Source organism: Corynebacterium jamesii, assembly GCF_046097395.1.
Lineage (GTDB): Bacteria > Actinomycetota > Actinomycetes > Mycobacteriales > Mycobacteriaceae > Corynebacterium.
In genome coordinates, this window is record NZ_CP175789.1 from 1287924 (window position 1) to 1304019 (window position 16096).

Annotated in this window: 16 protein-coding genes and 4 tRNA genes; 14 read left to right on the forward strand and 6 right to left on the reverse strand. The window is 59.0% G+C overall.

What is annotated here, in order from left to right:
• Positions 1–57 precede the first annotated feature (57 nt).
• Both ACKFRT_RS05860 and ACKFRT_RS05865 read left to right on the forward strand, forming a co-directional pair.
• A tRNA-Arg gene (locus ACKFRT_RS05860) sits at positions 58–134 on the forward strand.
• A 178-nt stretch (positions 135–312) separates the two neighbouring features.
• Positions 313–1818, forward strand: coding sequence for an ABC-F family ATP-binding cassette domain-containing protein (locus ACKFRT_RS05865; RefSeq protein WP_408924673.1), 1506 nt, complete (start codon positions 313–315; stop codon positions 1816–1818).
• Positions 1819–2013: 195 nt separating this feature from the next.
• On the opposite strand, the gene ACKFRT_RS05870 is transcribed toward ACKFRT_RS05865, so the two are convergent.
• Complete coding sequence (locus ACKFRT_RS05870) at positions 2014–2868, reverse strand: DUF6882 domain-containing protein (RefSeq protein ID WP_408924674.1); 855 nt, start codon at positions 2866–2868, stop codon at positions 2014–2016.
• Between the two features lie 84 nt (positions 2869–2952).
• On the opposite strand from ACKFRT_RS05870, the gene ACKFRT_RS05875 reads away from it, so the two are divergent.
• From ACKFRT_RS05875 to ACKFRT_RS05895, 5 genes are all read left to right on the forward strand, one after another.
• Positions 2953–3669, forward strand: coding sequence for a lysostaphin resistance A-like protein (locus tag ACKFRT_RS05875; RefSeq protein ID WP_408924675.1), 717 nt, complete (start codon positions 2953–2955; stop codon positions 3667–3669).
• Between the two features lie 164 nt (positions 3670–3833).
• Positions 3834–4637, forward strand: coding sequence for a mycolate reductase (cmrA, locus tag ACKFRT_RS05880; RefSeq protein ID WP_408926069.1), 804 nt, complete (start codon positions 3834–3836; stop codon positions 4635–4637).
• Positions 4638–4695: 58 nt separating this feature from the next.
• On the forward strand, positions 4696–5328 hold the full coding sequence (orn, locus tag ACKFRT_RS05885; RefSeq protein ID WP_408924676.1) for an oligoribonuclease: 633 nt from the start codon (positions 4696–4698) through the stop codon (positions 5326–5328).
• Positions 5329–5446: 118 nt separating this feature from the next.
• Positions 5447–5522 (forward strand) — tRNA-His (locus ACKFRT_RS05890).
• 27 nt (positions 5523–5549) lie between these two features.
• Positions 5550–6047 carry a flavin reductase family protein gene (locus tag ACKFRT_RS05895; protein WP_408924677.1) on the forward strand — a complete coding sequence of 166 codons (498 nt, stop codon included), beginning with the start codon at positions 5550–5552 and terminating at the stop codon, positions 6045–6047.
• Between the two features lie 198 nt (positions 6048–6245).
• Here the strand turns inward: ACKFRT_RS05895 and ACKFRT_RS05900 are convergent, their stop codons facing one another.
• The gene (locus ACKFRT_RS05900; RefSeq protein ID WP_408924678.1) at positions 6246–6467 is read right to left on the reverse strand and encodes a heavy-metal-associated domain-containing protein; all 222 of its coding nucleotides are present in this window, start codon (positions 6465–6467) and stop codon (positions 6246–6248) included.
• 590 nt (positions 6468–7057) lie between these two features.
• On the opposite strand from ACKFRT_RS05900, the gene ACKFRT_RS05905 reads away from it, so the two are divergent.
• A complete protein-coding gene (locus tag ACKFRT_RS05905; RefSeq protein ID WP_408924679.1) occupies positions 7058–7984 on the forward strand; it encodes a squalene/phytoene synthase family protein in 927 nt (308 codons plus the stop codon).
• 62 nt (positions 7985–8046) lie between these two features.
• On the opposite strand, the gene ACKFRT_RS05910 is transcribed toward ACKFRT_RS05905, so the two are convergent.
• Positions 8047–9267: an Ig-like domain-containing protein gene (locus tag ACKFRT_RS05910; protein ID WP_408924680.1), complete on the reverse strand. Its 1221-nt coding sequence runs from the start codon at positions 9265–9267 to the stop codon at positions 8047–8049.
• 299 nt (positions 9268–9566) lie between these two features.
• Here ACKFRT_RS05910 and ACKFRT_RS05915 point away from each other — a divergent pair.
• From ACKFRT_RS05915 to ACKFRT_RS05925, 3 genes are all read left to right on the forward strand, one after another.
• Positions 9567–9639, forward strand: a tRNA-Lys gene (locus ACKFRT_RS05915).
• Between the two features lie 121 nt (positions 9640–9760).
• Positions 9761–11140, forward strand: a complete 1380-nt coding sequence (locus tag ACKFRT_RS05920) for an IS3 family transposase (RefSeq protein ID WP_408924681.1) — start codon at positions 9761–9763, stop codon at positions 11138–11140.
• 587 nt (positions 11141–11727) lie between these two features.
• Positions 11728–12822 (forward strand): LLM class flavin-dependent oxidoreductase, encoded by a 1095-nt coding sequence (locus ACKFRT_RS05925; protein WP_408924682.1) that lies wholly within the window; start codon positions 11728–11730, stop codon positions 12820–12822.
• A 79-nt stretch (positions 12823–12901) separates the two neighbouring features.
• On the opposite strand, the gene ACKFRT_RS05930 is transcribed toward ACKFRT_RS05925, so the two are convergent.
• Complete coding sequence (locus ACKFRT_RS05930; RefSeq protein ID WP_408924683.1) at positions 12902–14107, reverse strand: AbrB family transcriptional regulator; 1206 nt, start codon at positions 14105–14107, stop codon at positions 12902–12904.
• 10 nt (positions 14108–14117) lie between these two features.
• Complete coding sequence (locus ACKFRT_RS05935) at positions 14118–14396, reverse strand: DUF3618 domain-containing protein (RefSeq protein WP_296216286.1); 279 nt, start codon at positions 14394–14396, stop codon at positions 14118–14120.
• Positions 14397–14528: 132 nt separating this feature from the next.
• Here ACKFRT_RS05935 and bcp point away from each other — a divergent pair, with 132 nt between their 5' ends.
• Positions 14529–15020, forward strand: a complete 492-nt coding sequence (gene bcp / locus ACKFRT_RS05940; RefSeq protein WP_408924684.1) for a thioredoxin-dependent thiol peroxidase — start codon at positions 14529–14531, stop codon at positions 15018–15020.
• A gap of 71 nt (positions 15021–15091) precedes the next feature.
• Here bcp and ACKFRT_RS05945 read toward each other — a convergent pair.
• Positions 15092–15173: transfer RNA gene (locus ACKFRT_RS05945), tRNA-Leu, on the reverse strand.
• Between the two features lie 101 nt (positions 15174–15274).
• Here ACKFRT_RS05945 and ACKFRT_RS05950 point away from each other — a divergent pair.
• On the forward strand, positions 15275–15727 hold the full coding sequence (locus ACKFRT_RS05950) for a hypothetical protein (RefSeq protein ID WP_408924685.1): 453 nt from the start codon (positions 15275–15277) through the stop codon (positions 15725–15727).
• Positions 15728–15730: 3 nt separating this feature from the next.
• A complete protein-coding gene (locus ACKFRT_RS05955; protein WP_408924686.1) occupies positions 15731–16093 on the forward strand; it encodes a DUF3817 domain-containing protein in 363 nt (120 codons plus the stop codon).
• Positions 16094–16096 lie beyond the last annotated feature (3 nt).

The window sequence follows — 16096 nt, forward strand, 5'->3', positions numbered from 1 at the left end:
CGGATGATTGCCCCGCAATTTCTGCGCGCATGCGCGTGCATTATCATCTACTCGTATGCCTCCGTAGCTCAGTGGATTAGAGCAGTGGGTTTCTACCCCATGTGTCGCGGGTTCGAGTCCTGCCGGGGGCGCCATTGTCCCGACTTCGGACAACTGTTCGTTGGGGGGGTACCCCAGCAGACCATCATGCGCACTTCTAAAGTTAGTGAGCATTGACACTCAGATTGGTTTGAAGTACGGTTCCGCCTTATGAAGATCCGTTCCTAATTCGACGCTCACTTAATCATCGTTGACTCGAAGGCGGAACTTGGCATGCATGTTTCTTTTTCCCATCTCTCTTTTACCTGGCCAGACGGCACTCCTTGTTTTTCAGATTTAAGCGCCACATTCAGCGCGCCTTTCACCGGCCTTGTCGGTGCTAATGGCTCAGGAAAATCGACTCTCGCTAAGGTGTTGGCCGGCATCTATCAACCCACTTCTGGCACCGTGACGGCCCCTAAGATCGGCTACCTAGACCAAGATCTGGGGCTTAAAGTGACCGACACCATCGCAGACGTATTCAAGGCCCGCGAGATTTTAGATGCCCTAGCGGAGATCGAAGCGGGCAACTACTCCGAGGAACTCGCGACCATCGTTGCTGACAACTGGGATCTCAAGGAGAGGATCCAGGCCGCTCTTAGCGCGTCGGAACTGAACTTTTCCCTTTCTCGCAGCGTCGGCAGCTTGTCGGGAGGAGAGGCCGTCGCTGTAGCGCTGACGGCGCTGTTTTTCTCCCAACCAGAGATGATCATTCTTGATGAACCCACGAACAATCTCGACGCCGCTGCCAAGGAGCGCCTACTGCATATGATTGACGCTTCCCCGGCGCCCATGGTGGTCATCTCGCATGATCGGGAGCTGCTCAACCACGCTGACGAGATAGCTGAGCTCTATCGCGGATCATTACGAATGTTTAGCGGGAACTTTGAGCACTACCGTCAAACCATCAACCACGAACAGGAAACCGTGCGGGCCGAAGTCAGTGAGGCCAAAGCCTCCTATCACAAGGAAGTTCGCCAACGTGCCGAGATGCAGACACGGCTTGCCCGTAACGCCCGCCGAGGTAAAGAGTTCGCTACCTCCAAACGCAAGCCTGGAATGGCCATGGGAAATGATAAGAACCGATCCCAGGTCTCGTCAGCCAAGCGTGCCCGTGATGCCGCAGCCTCGGTGTCACAAGCTCGGGAAGGTTATGACTTAGCACAACTTAGGTTGCGGGAGGACACTCACGTTCACATCGAGCTTCCCGATACCAGCCTTCCCAATGCCACACGGGTTCTGAGCAGCGAGCTGTTGACAATCGTCGGCCCCGAACGCGTCCGACTCGCCGGTGCCAATGGGGCGGGAAAAACTACGTTTCTCAATCGGATTGCCAGCGGCGACGTCGACTATGCGCTTCCCCGCGGCTATTTACGTCAACGCATCACATTGCCAGCGGACAAGAGTGTGTGGGAGCTGGTCGCGGAAAGCAATCCGCAGGCTGACCCGCAGTTTATCCGCGACAATCTAGCACAACTGTTGTTCCAGAATGACAGTGTCCACGCGCCAGTGGAGCAGCTTTCCGGAGGCGAGCGGTTCCGTGCCGAGTGCGCACGCGTGCTGCTTGCTTCTCCCGCACCGCAGTTCCTGCTACTAGACGAGCCGACTAACAACTTGGATATCCCCACCGTGGACTGGCTTGTCGACGTCCTCTCCGCTTACCGCGGAGCGTTACTCGTCGTCAGCCACGATGAACACTTCTGTTCGCGCCTTTCGCTGGATCGCACCATCGAGCTTTAAACGCACTTTGCAATGGGCCAGTCGGCACACGAAAGCGGGCGCATAATCGACACCTCAAATGTGCTCAGGCAGCGCTGTCATAAGTCGCGGCATCGTTGCCACTTCAGTCGCGACATCATGGACAAACTGGCGTCTCGGTTTTTCTTTTCCGGAGCGCCGGTTTCGTTTCTTAGCTTGGGTGTCTGACGGATTTCGTCAGGCACCTTCTTCTGTAAACAGCCCCTTCTTGCCAAGCTCTGCGATCGTGCCGTCTTCGTTGAAGCTCAACTCCACCACGAAGTAGCGTCCCTCGCTGTCCGCAATCTTCCACGCGCGTTGCTTTTTCTCCGGCTCGATTTCCTCGACTGTCCAGTCCTCGCGCTGATAAGCAATCCCTTCGATGCTCCACACCGGGTCGTCGCATTCCAACAATATGGCGTCGAACTTGACGAACATCACCGACAGATCCGTCTCCTCCATAGGTGGGTTGAACGAATCCATCAAGTAAATCCGTATCTCGGATTCGTCTTCGTTCGGAATGCTTGCGTAACAAGCATGCGAACCAAAGATTTCGAACGCGCTATCCCCTACATCCTCCGAAACGGCTGCCGCTGCAATTGACTGCGCATACAGCTCGTCGCCTTCTTCGCCTTCCTCATCTTCCGTGTCTTCCCCGCTACCCGATTCAGCTTCATCGCCGTCCCACTCGGGAACCTTGTAAGGCACCACTGGGGTCGTAAACCCTGACAGGTCTTGTTCCTCACCCCACTCGCGCATCACCTCCGCAGCAAGGCGCCGACCAAGTTCTGCAGCTCCGGAAACAGCCGCTTCATCCGCCCATTCCCACTTAAGGGTCGCAGACTCCACGTCAACGGTCGCAACGAGTTCCACTCGAACATTGGCGAGCTTAACCCGCCCCTGAAACTGGTAGTACTGCTCGCCTTGAATTTCGCCTACAGCAATCCCCCAGTCATCGCCAACGCGGTCTTCGATCTGTTCCATGATGTGCTCACAGCGCGCATGGGCATACAACGCAGCGTGTTGTCCAACTCTGCGAATATCGGGGATCATGTATTAAGGCTAACCGAGGCCCGCTTTCCCCGCGGAACACATTTTCCAAACGCTTCAACCGACCACGCAAAACTAAGCACGGAAGTGAACCAAGTGAATTCTGCCAGTATGCGTTACCGGGAACTTACCGCCCCACAAGCCCGCGACGCCTTTGTCGCGGCCCTCGCTTTTCTTTCTGTCTGTGGACTCTTAATTGCCCAGGTGTTTGGACTCTCCGAATCATCTGCCAGCGACAAGACCACATGTATTGTCATGGCCTTCACGCTTCCGATCACTTTCGGTGCCCCGATGTGGCTTTTGCTTCGATATTTTCGAAAGCACAACATCGAATCGGGCTTTCTTCCGCTATCAAACAAGGCTGGACATCTTTTTTGGCAAATTCCGCTCGTTTCCATCGGCGCCGCTACAGCCGCAATTTGCTCTAACAACCTGCTGGACAGCATTTTCAGTGAACAATGCCCCGCCGCCGAAGAGTCCAGCTCCATTTCGGTGCACCTTTCGGTAATCTTCGCGTTCATCGCGTATCTCTTAGTCGGCCCGTTTCTCGAAGAGCTCGTCTTTCGTCGCATTCTGATGGGCTATTTTGACACGATCATGCCCGTCGCCTTGAGTATCGGCCTGAGTTCACTGCTGTTCGGGCTCGTGCACATTAGCCCGCCCATCATCATCTACGCCACCTTGTTGGGTCTAGGCTCCGCGCTCTTCACCCGCTGGCAAGGAACCCTCTGGGGCGGGCTTTTCCTCAATTTGTTCAGCAACGCTCTCATCACACCAATTGTCCTCATAATGGTGTTCGCCTAATTCTTCCTGGCTCTCCATTCACCCCCACTTCTCCGCGCTTTAGCGTGCCCCGCCCCCTGTCCGGGCCGCCCGCTATGGTTGTAGCCATGACTGCGAATAGCCGCTTTAACCCTATTGACTCCCTCCGTTCCCTCCCCCTGGGCAAGTCCCAGAAGTCCGAGGAACTGGACCTCCCCGCTCCCACCCCGGGCTCCTACGCCGTCATCACCGGCGCTTCCTCCGGAATCGGCAAGGCCATCGCAGAGGAGCTCGCCCGGCGCGGCTACGACCTCCTCCTGGTCGCCCGCACTGTAGCGCCTATGCAAGAAATCGCGGACGCATTCCCAGATCGCGACGTGCAGATCCGTTCCGTCGACCTGGCGGATGCGCCCGCCCGCGCAGAACTGCTGGAAGAGCTGCGCACCACCCCGGTCAGCATCATCATCAACTCCGCGGGCATCGCCACCTTCGGTCAGTTCAAGGACCTCGACTGGAACTACGAGCGCCTGCAGTTCGAGCTCAACGCCACCGCGCTCTACGAACTCACCCAGGCCGTACTACCCGGCATGCTGGAGCGTGGCGAGGGCGGCATCGTCAACGTCGGCTCCGCCGCCGGCAACATGGCCATCCCCGGAAACGCCACCTATGTGGGTACCAAGGCGATGGTCAACACCTTCACCGAGTCGCTGCACTACGAGCTCAAAGACCACGGCATCAAGTGCACCCTCTTAGCACCCGGCCCTGTGCGCGAGGCACGCAAGGAAGATGAACAGCTCACGGAGGTTGACGATGCCGTCCCGGATTTCCTCTGGACCACCTACGAGGACTGTGCCCTGGACACCCTGGCCGCACTCGCCAAGAACAAACTGCGCGTAGTGCCCGGCCCGCTATCCAAGGCTATGAACTTCGTCTCCACCTACCTGCCGCGGAAGATAACCGCGCCCATCGTGGGCAAGTTCTACGCCCAAATGGCGAATGAAAGCGACTGATTCCGAGGGGGCGTCACCAAAAAAGACATAGAATTATCAACAACAGAAAGGATCATCCGTGAACAGTACTCCGAATCAAGTTGCCAAGAACGATCGCCTCGTATGGGTCGACTGCGAAATGACGGGGCTAGACCCGGATCAGCACGTCCTCGTCGAAATCGCGGTGATTGTGTCGGACGCGGAGCTCAACCCGCTGGATGACGGCCTGGATCTAGTCATTCACGCGACCGAGCGCGACCTGGAGCGTATGGATGCCGTGGTGACGAAAATGCACGGCGAATCCGGGCTAACGGAGCAGATCCGCGCCTCCGACATCACGCTGGAAGAGGCCGAGGAGCAGGTCCTGGAGTACGTGAAGAAGCACGTGCCGACCGCAGGCGTGGCGCCGCTGGCGGGCAACACCATCAGCGCGGACCGCAAGTTCATCGCGCGCTACATGCCGCACCTGGACCAGTACCTGCACTACCGGATGATCGACGTCTCCAGCCTGAAGGAGCTCGCCCGCCGCTGGTACCCGCATGTGTACAACGGGCAGCCCGCGAAGGGTATGGCGCACCGGGCGCTGGCGGACATCAAGGAATCCATCCGCGAGCTGGATTACTACCGCCGTGCGATGCTCGTGGAGGCCGACCCATCCACCGCGGACGTAACCGCGGCAGCGAAGGCAGCCACGGAGCGCTTCCCGATCTAGCGCTGAACCTAGCACCACCCGCCGCCCACCTAGCCCCGTTTTACCCCTCGCGAACTGGCCTTTTGGTTAAGGCGCGGGGTGTCGGCTAACATGAAATCCGCTGTTTTCAACAGCTATGGTGACTGTAGTTCAGCTGGTAGAGCACTAGGTTGTGATCCTAGGTGTCGCGGGTTCGAGTCCCGTCAGTCACCCCAAAATTTTCCAAAGGTCTTGTGATGCTAATGAGTAACACCGATCTTGAAGCAGCGTTTCGAGATGTCTTCCGTGGACATCCGGCGGGGGTAACGCTAATCACCGCAACCGTCGACGGCGAGCCCGTCGGCCTGACCGCGTCATCCGTCGCGTCGCTATCGCTCGACCCGCTCTCGATTAGTTTCTCGCTGATGAAGCGCACGGGCTCGGCAGGAAAGTTGTTGCGGTCGAGCAGCATGTTGGTGCACTTTCTTAACGACGCCCAGTCCCCCATCGCACACTCCTTCGCCACCTCGGGCGCAGACCGCTTCGCGGATTCTCAAGGGTGGGTTACTGCGGAGACCGGCGAGCCGCTACTGCCGAACTCCCGGGCGGTAATCCGCGCGCGCATTTCCGATACGGCGCAGGCCGGAGAGTCCACGTTGGTGGCGGCGGAAGTGCTTGATGTGTCGAAGTTCTCTGACGATTCGGCGCTGCTTTTCCTGGGGCACAAGTTCTACAGCATCGCGGGCTTGCGCCCTTTCTAGGCCCGGCGCGCATTTCTGCTGTGTCTAGGCCCGGCGCGCACTTCCTTTGCGTCCAGGCCCGGCGCGCACTTCCTTTGCGTCCAGGCCCGGCGCGCACTTCCTTTGCGTCTAGGCCCGGCGCGCATTTCCTTTGTGTCCAGGCCCGGCGCGCATTTCCTCTATGCGGTGCACCCCGGGGTCTTCGACGTCCTCTGCTCGTTACGCGCGGCGGGTGGCCTCGTAGCCTGCTTCGTCGACTGCGTCGATAACTTGCTGGTCGCTGAGCTCCCCGGCCGCGTCGTCGTGCTCGAACGTCAGCAGGCCTTTTTCTGCACTGACCTCGATGTTCGTAACCCCGGGGAGGTTCGCAACCTCCTCCTTCACGGCATTTTCGCAGTGTCCGCAGCTCATTCCCGTGACGTTGTAGGTGTATGTGCTCATGATGGCAGTCTCTCTTTCCTTTGTTTTTCGTTCTCGTCGCGCTCGCACCGCGCGACGCTTTTCAAGTTAGCGTTTGCACCGCGCTAGCTCTAGCTCTCGCGCGGGTCTCACGTCGCGTTCGCTTTAGCGCTCGCACCGCGAACGTGCAGCGCTCCTTAGTTTTCAGCGCTTTACGACTGGATTTAATTCCATTTAACGCCATTGCGGCTCTCCGCGCGATGCACAACTCCGCAGCGCTCCTCTTCGCAGCGTCTCTCTGCACGGTGCACAACGCCACAGCGCACATATTCCACGATCCGCGCGGCCTTCCGCCGCCCCCTCCTAAAAGGCAAATGTCCAAAATCTACGAGTTATTGCCAAAACCAGAAAATCATGCAATTTTCCTACCTCTCTGACCTGCGCAAATAGAATAGTTATATTTTAAGACGTGGAATTTTGGACATTCCCCCACCACGGCCCTCTCTACCCATCCACCACGGCTCCACCCCGCCAATCGCCCACACCACCCTCACCACACCCCGTCGACCACCAAACACACGCCAATCACCACCCCGCCAGCCTCTCGAGCCCGTGGACTAGCATTAATCACCATGGCCCGCCTGCCCAAGCCCCATCTTCGCGCAAACCCCACCGCACACCCCAGCGCCAGCCTCCACCACGACCCCGCCGCGCTGTACACGCAGGCATCCACCTCCGCGGCCGCTAGCATCATCCGCCACTACTCCACCAGTTTCTACTTAGCCAGCGAGCTCCTCGCCCCCACGGTGAAGCTGCACATTCGCAATATCTACGCCCTTGCCCGCATCGCGGACGAAATCGTCGATGGCACGGCTGAGCTGTTGGGGCGAACGGCCTGTGGCGTCCACCAGTCCCTCGACGACTACGAACGCACCACCCTCACGGCGCTATCCACCGGCTTCAGCACCGACCCGATCGCGCACGCGTTCGCCCTCACCGCGCGCTGGGCGGGGTTCGAACGTTCCTGGACGGTGGACTTCTTCGCGTCCATGCGTTCGGACGCCCCCAGTTCCAACCCCTTGCCCCTCCCCGCATACGTGCACGGTTCCGCGGGCGTGATCGGGTGGATGTGCAACGCGGTGTTCGCTACGCATGCCGAGCAGGCCGGGCGCCCGCTTTCCGCCGAACAGCGCTCTCGCACGGACAAGGGCGCCTACGCGCTGGGCAGTGCCTTCCAGAAGGTGAATTTTCTGCGAGACTACCAGGAGGATACCGTCGGCCTGCAGCGCCGCTACCTGCCGACACTCACGGAAAAGTCGAAGGCGGAGATGGTCGCAGAGATCCGCGAAGAACTTTCCCGGGCACGCTCCACCATGGCATTACTGCCGTTGTCCGCCCGCGTGGGAGTGCTCGGCGCGCACGACCTTTTCGCCGCGCTCAACGAGCGACTCGCGCGCACCCCCGTCGAGCAACTAAAAACGGCCCGCGTGCATGTGCCGCGAGCCGAAAAGGCGAAAATCATCGCGCGCGCCGTCCCCCGCGCCGCCCGCCTGCACTAGCTATGGCACCTTAGGTTCCCGCGCCGGCTGCGCTAACGCTAGCCTGCGCTAGCCGAAGCTAGCTATCCCTCCGTGTTGCCAGCCTTCCAGGTCTTCCACGGGATGTTCCAGTCGCCCAGGCCGTCGGAACCGTTCAGAGTCTCACCCTGTGTGTTCTTCACCTCGACGATGTCACCGCGCTTCATGTTGTTAAACACCCAGGCTGCGTTCTCGACAGTCACATTGATGCAACCGTGCGAAGTGTTGGTGTTGCCCTGTGCATACACGCTCCACGGCGCAGCGTGGATGTAAATGCCGGAGTAGCTCATCTGCGTCGCGTACTGCACGTCCGTCACGTAAGAACCCGCGCCGGTCAGGCCGAACGTCGAGGAGTCCATCGTCAGCGTCTCGAACTGGTCGCCGATGATGTACGTGCCATTCGGCGTGGGGTACTGGTAGTCCTGCCCCAGGGAGACTGGCATGGTCTGCTGAGTCTTGCCGTTCTTCTTGATGGTCATCATCTTGGTTTTGTCGTCCACGATGGCACGCACGTCGTCTCCGATGGTGAACTTCGCGGTCCGGTCTTCGCCACCGTATACACCCTCGCCGAGCTTGGTGCCGTACAGGTCAGCCTTCACCTTCACTTTGGTGCCGGGCTTCCAGTACTCCGCAGGGCGCCAGCGCACGTCCTGGGCCGTGATCCAGTAGAAAGCCCCCTCCACCTTCGGCGTGGTCTCCACGGTAATTGCGTCTTCGACGGCCTTGCGGTCTTCCACGGGGGCGTCGAAATGCAGGGCGATCGTTTGGCCAATTCCCACGGTCGAGCCGTCAAGCGGAGACAGGGCGCCGTTGAGCGTCATACCCGGGGCGATCGTGGTGAAGGTCTGCTCGAGCTTCTTGCCCCCAGACTTTGCCGTGAGCGTGTAGGTGCGCGCATAGCCCAGTTTGGTGGGGACGGTCCACTCGGTCTTGTCCTCGTTGAACTTGCCTTGGACCTCTTCTCCCGCGTCGTTGGTCAGCGAGACCTTCTCGATCTTCTTGTTGCTCTTCACCTGCACATGCTCGGTGACGTCAACCTCGGTGCCGCCGTCCTTCACATTGGAAGTGAGCTTGCTCTCTTCCTTCTTCTCTTCTGCGCCCTTGTCGTCGCTGGAAGAGGCATTCGAGCTGATTTCTGGATCGTTGTTGTCGCGGTCGATCGTGCACGATGCGGTGAATGCAAGTAGGGCGATGCTTAGGGACGCCGCAGTGATCCGTGAAAAGGTTTGACCAAAAACCTTGGTGTTGCGCAAGACTAACTCCAAGAGGAAAAGAGTGTGTAAAAAGTGACTGTCCTAAACCATATCGCTTGGCTGCAAAGGAGCGTTAGTCATTGAGCCGAGATCTGCACGTTCGTAGCGCAAACGTTATAAATGAAGGCAACGTCACCAGTGAACTTCGCAGTAGCTCGTTGCCGCCCCATGGAATGACATGCAGAACTGTCGTTGAGAACACAACCATGCACGTATCCATTTACCCACTCCGACCAGGCGATTTGTGTTGTGAGGCTACCGAGGTATAAAGTTTTCCACGTTGCCGAGGCGCACAGCGCTTCGAATAACGCGGGCTATTAGCTCAATTGGCAGAGCAGCTGACTCTTAATCAGCGGGTTCGGGGTTCGAGTCCCTGATAGCCCACACTCTCACCCCCATCGGGATCCGTCCCGGTGGGGGTTTTCCTGTTTCCAGCCACTCGATAGGCACACCCGTGGGTAAAAGGACAAAAGGGGATGCGGACGGAATCTTGGAGGATTCCATCATGAACCGCTCATACACCAAGGAGCAGCGACGCAGAGCTCTGCAGGTTTACAAGCGCACTCAATCGGTGACCAAGACCGTCCGTGAACTTGGTTATCCAGGGCGATGGACGCTGTACAAATGGTTGCGTGAACCCGCCAAACCTGGTCGACCCCGCAAACAGTCAAAAACATTGACCCGCTACCCGTTTGAGGTCAAGCTTCGTGCTGTTGAGCTCTTCAACGCTGGTTGGAGGCCAGCTGACATCGCTGTGGAATGCGAGCTGCGCTCAAAGATGAGTGTCTATTCTTGGGCACAACGCCACCGTGAAGAGGGAAAATGGGGTTTGATGTCGAAAAGAGAACGCAAAGAGCACACTCGCATGCCCACCCGAGCAGCATTCGAGAAATCATTAGCCGATGATCCTGCAGAACTGAAAAAGCAAATGGCTCAACTGCTCGTTGACAAGGCTGTTTTGGAAAAGGAGCTGGAACTTGTAAAAAAAGACGTCAGCGTCATCCCGGGTCAGCTCAGCAATAAGCACAAGGCTGAAGTGGTTGACGCGTTACGCGGCGAGTTTCCGTTATCTATGCTGCTTGCTGCTATTGATCTTGCGGTATCAAGCTTCTACTACCAACTCCAACAGCGATTTGCTCCGGATAAGCACGCGCATATCCGCGAATTGCTTCATGAGATTAGTTCTGAGTCGAATAACACCTACGGCTATCGCCGACTTTGGTGGGAACTGCGCCATCGCGGGATCGTTATCAGTGAGAAGGTCGTCCGCCGTCTCATGCACGAAGAGGGAATTCGTCCCTGGTTCCCGAAACGAAAGTGGCGTTACTCCAGCTATCAAGGGGAAATTTCTCCCGCACCACCTAACCTGGTGAACCGCAATTTTCATGCTGAGCATCCAAATCGGTTGTGGCTGACTGACATCAGTGTTTTCGCTACTAACCAAGGTCGCGTGTACCTGTCTGCCATCATCGACTGTTTTGACGGGAAGGTCGTGGCAGCAAAAACAAGTGTTCATCCCACCATGGAGTTAGCAGAAGAAACTTTGTGCGCAGCAATCGCAACCGAAAAGCCGGCAATGGATGGCTCCTTGGTGATTCACTCAGACCGCGGAGCACACTATCGAGGCAGCAGCTGGCGAAGTATGACCGAGAAGTTCGGAATACTTCGCTCGATGTCGAAGAAAGGTTGTAGCCCCGACAATGCAGCATGCGAGGGGTTCTTCGGCCGAATGAAAAACGAAATGTACTACGGCAGAACCTGGCAGAACCCCCAAGAGCTCAAAGAAGCAATCGCGACATACATTGAGTTCTACAACGATTACCGAATCAAGATCAGCCTCGATGGTTTGAGCATTGCCGAATACCGAAAAGTCAATGTAGCGTGAGATTGAAACTGTCCAAAAAAACGTCCGCATCCCCTTTTGTCCATTAACCCACACCCGTAGCCAGCGACCATGCAGCAAGCGTAGGTCGACGCGGGATTGAAGCACGGGATTGAAGCACGGGATTGAAGCGCCCGTTTCAGCATTCACAATCGCCCGTCGAGAGATGCCGGTTTACTTAGCAAGCAGGAATGCCGACCTGACTATGTAGAACGACCTGTGGCGTAAAACGTCACGTCTCCTCCTCAGCCCCGCCCGCACAGTGGACACTTGCACTCCTCTGCCGGCTCGGAGAATCGCAAAAAGGGCTAAATGTCCAAAATCTACGAGTCTTTGGTTTTTCGACGAATTGACAGTTTCATCAAAAGCTCCTGACCAGCACAAATGCTTTAGCTATAAAAGTAGAGTAGAAAATTTTGGACATCCCCCAGCCAACGCCAACGGAATAACCTGGTGGGTTGATGCGGTGGAGCTTGGGCGGTTGCCCCCGGCCAACGCCAGCGGAATAACCGCCCCACCACGGCGGTTATCGTGTGTAAAGGATCCCAAAACCGTAAGCAGGCCCACACCAAGGAGGCATCCAAACCACTATGACGGACACGACGGCCCACGACGGCTCCCCCGCTCACGAAAATCTGGCAACCACGGATTACTCCCCAGCCCCCGGGCACCCTCAAACCACCGGAGGCTCCCTTGCCCCACTGAGCCTGCTGGACTTCGCCACCGTCTACAAGGGCGAGCGCCCCGCCGACGCATTCAACCGCTCCGTCCAGTGGGCCCAGCAGGCCGAGAAGCTCGGTTTCAAGCGCATCTGGTACTCAGAGCACCACAACATGAAGTCCATCGCCAGCTCTTCCCCCGCCGTCCTCATTGCGCACATCGCGGCTAAAACTTCCACGATTAACTTGGGCGCCGGTGGCGTCATGCTCCCGAACCACGCCCCGCTGGTTATCGCCGAGCAGTTCGGCACCCTCGCGGAGCTGCACCCCGGCCGCATCGACCTTGGCCTCGGCCGCGCACCCGGCACCGACCAGATGACCTTGCGCGCCCTGCGCCGCGAGCCGTCCGCCGCGGAAACCTTCCCGCAGGATGTTGCCGAGCTTTACGGCTACCTCAACGGCCCGTCCAAGATCCCCGGTGTGGAGGCCGTACCGGGCATGGGCACCAAGGTGCCTCTGTACATCCTGGGCTCCTCTCTGTTCGGCGCACAGCTGGCCGCACACCTGGGCCTGCCTTACAGCTTCGCCAGCCACTTCGCGCCCGCTGCCCTCACGCAGGCGGTGCAGGTTTACCGGGACAACTACCGACCCTCGGAACGCCACCCAGAGCCCTACGTCATCGCTGCCGTGAACGTCACCGCCGCTGATTCCCAAGAAGAGGCTGATGAGCAGTGGCGCCAAGTCTGCCGCAACCGCGTGCGCGTTATGGCGGGCCGTGGCCGCAGCCTTACGGAGGAGGAGCTGGACATGCTTATCGATTCCCCCGCCGGCCAGCAGATCCTGGATATGTTGCGCTACTCCGCCGTCGGCACGCGCGACGTCGTCCGCCGTTACCTCGAGGAGTTCCGCACTCACGCCCAAGCCGACGAGCTCATGGTCTCGCTGCAGTCGCCGTCGACTGCGGAATCGCTGCGGTCGATGGAGATTCTTGCGGACGCCGCCTCACTCTCCCCCGCCCAGCGCTAACCACTAGGCCATCAGGCTCGCTCCCCTAGCGCTCCCGGTGTGCGCGGGCCACAGCGCCAGCTCCCCCTAACACAGCCCGCTAGCGCTGCGTTTCGCGCGGCTCCGGCCGCCCGTCGGCCGCGTCCGCGCCGAACACCCACCGGATGATCTGCGGCGCGTAAGCGCCCACCACCAGCATGGCGATCATGCGCATCACTTGAATGACCGTGACGATCGGCTGGCTGCCAGCGTCGTGCGCAAATGCGAGAACTGCGTAGATGCCGCCCGGCACAGTGGCCAGGTAGGCGTCCAGAACCTTAAAGTCCCACAGGCCAGCGATGGCGAAGGCCGTGCCGATAGAGCTGGCGATCATCAGGGCGATCACCCCCAGGATCACGGGCAGCGCCTTCACGAACTGCCGTAGCGCGCCCTTGGTCAGAGTGCCGCCGGCCTGCACGCCGACCAGTGCGTAAGCCAGTTTCTCTAGCAGCCCGTTCGGCGCAATGAACTCGTGCGGCACGCCGAACACCATCACGCCGATCATGGCGAATGCGATACTCAGCAGCAGGTACGGCGAGCTGATACTGAACCACCGCGCCGTCAGCCGTGTAAACGCCCACACGGCCAGCCCCACGACCACCGCGCCTACCACGCCCTGCCAGTTCGTCTGTAGGCCGTCGAGGAGGCTTTCTTTTCCTGTTGACGCCCCCTCGGCCGCATCCGCCTCGTCTCCCCCGACTTGGGCAAGAAGCGTGACTAGCCCAGGCAGGGTCAAGACGATAATGGATACGCGGAGGTATTGGGTCAGGGTGACAAAGCGCGTGTCCGCATTCAGCTCGCGGGAGAGCATCACCATTGCGCTGGCGCCGCCTGCGAGCGTGGCCAGGACGGAGGTGGCCGGGCCGACCCGGTGAATGCGCACCAACAGCCAGGAGGCCAACAGGCACACCGCCAGCGTAACCACCAACGACATGGCGGTGGGTCCGGCATAGGAGGCGATGGTGCCGACGTTGATGGTCGTCAGAGGCGAGGAACACAAAAGGGCGATGATCACCTGGGAGGGGATCATCGCCTTTTTGGGCGGGCTGACCTGACGGTCGCTGAAGATGGCGTAAAGGCCAAATACGATCAGGAAAGAAAAAATCCAGGCGGCAGGTACACCCGCCGCTTCGCAGGCGAAACCTGCGGCGATCGACAGGACGGTCAACAAAGCCAGCGTGGCCAGTTTCGCGGCGCTGGGCAGCGTGACCCCCCGCGACTTGCTTTGGCGCACGGTGGCGCCAGACAGCGATTCTGAGTCAGGCAACAGTGCCCGCTTAGCGGGTAGCTGCCAGCAGGCGCTGGATTTCCTTGATCTGCTTCTTTTCCTTGCGCTTGGAACCGACAGCCAGGGCGGTCAGCAGTACAACACCGGCGACAACGCCACCGATGACCATCTGCACCTTCGGCTCCTTGAGGGTGTTCACGGCCTGGCCGCGAGCGTCGTCTGCCAGGTTCTTCGGATCCGCACGGACGGACAGCTCCTCCAACGTACGTCCCAGCTGGCTGCGGGTGCGTTCAATATCGCGCTGGATGGCATCGATGCTACGGGCCACGGAAGTTTCTCCCTTATTCGAACGGTTACGTGCTACCTGAACATTGTAAATGATCCTGCCCGCTGGCGCTTTCGCTAGGGTCAGTTGATACGCACACACTAGCCCGCCAGTGCGTTCGCTAGGGTGGGGTGCATGACTGAGAACAGCAATTCCACCGCAAACCAGCCCATCCGCCTGCAGGTCGGCGACAAGGCTCCGGAGTTTTCTCTGCCCAGCGATTCCGGCAAGAACGTCAGCTTGGCCGACTACGCAGGCCGCAAGGTCATCGTGTACTTCTACCCCAAGGCCGATACGCCCGGCTGCACCACCGAGGCCTGTGATTTCCGCGATTCCCTCACCGAGCTCAACGGCCAGGGCGTAGACGTGGTCGGCATTTCTCCCGACAAGGTAGAAGCCCTGGAAAAGTTCCGCGATAAGTACGAGCTGACGTTCCCCCTTCTTTCGGACGCCGACAAGTCCGTCATGGAAAGCTATGGAGCATTTGGAGAGAAGAAGAACTACGGGAAGGTTGTTCAGGGAGTGATCCGCTCCACGTTCGTCATCGACGAGGAAGGCAAGATCGCCGTGGCGAAGTACAACGTGAAGGCCACCGGCCACGTCGCGCGCATCGCCAAGGAGCTCTAGCGCCCGTGCCTGCGCATACATGCGCTGCGCAGCACACAGCCCCGCAACACAGGCGGTGCTGTAAGAGTTTGTGCGCCTGGGGAGACTTGAACTCCCACGTCATAAGACACTGGAACCTAAATCCAGCGCGTCTGCCAATTCCGCCACAGGCGCAAAAAGAACGCGGATTACCGCGCTTCCCCCTTCATGCTATCAAGCGAACCAGCGCGAAAAGAAATTAGGTGGAACAGGCCTGGCGGGTAGAATATTGCACTGTGAACGAACACTCCGAGGTTGACGGCAAAACTCCCGCCCACCCGTTTCCGCTGCGCGTTCGCATAGTCCAGATCATCTTCCTGGTGTTAGCGGTGATCGCCACCCTCCTGCTGGCGTGGTGGCAGTGGGATCGCTGGCAGTCCAACGGCGGTAGCTTCCAGAACCTGGGCTACGCCATCCAGTGGCCGATCTTTGGCATCTTTTTCGTCGTGGCGTACCGCAAGTACATCCAGTACGAAAAGGAACGCCTACTCGGAGACGAAGCCCCAGCAGCCCCTACCCTGCCGACCGATGAAATCACCGAGGTTCCGGAAGACTTCCTGCAGGCTGGCGAGGCCGAAGAGCAGGCTGAAGAGACTGAGGATATTTGGGTAGATGATAGGCGCGAGCGGGCGCGAATGAGGGCGTCTAGAAATAAAGAGCGCGAGAACAACGACGAGAAAGGCTACTAAACAATGACCAACGAGCAGCCCACAATCCACCCGGAACGGCGGGCGCGCGTGCAGTCGTCGCTGAGGTTTTATTCCGTGGCGGCAGTGGTGACCGGTATCTGGCTGCTGATTCTGGTGGCCGAGATGATCCTAAAGTTCTTGGTGCTGGGCGCCGACAATACTCCGGAGTGGTTCAGCTACATCGGCCCAGCGCACGGCTTGGTGTTCATGGTCTACGTGATTAGTTGCCTGGATCTGGGTACGAAGGCGCGCTGGGAGCCGGCGAAGTGGGTCACCACAATGCTGGCGGGTGTGGTGCCTTTCTTAAGCTTCGTCGTGGAGAAGAAGCGCCGCGACGAGGTGAAGGCCGCGTTCCAGCTGGACTAGCGG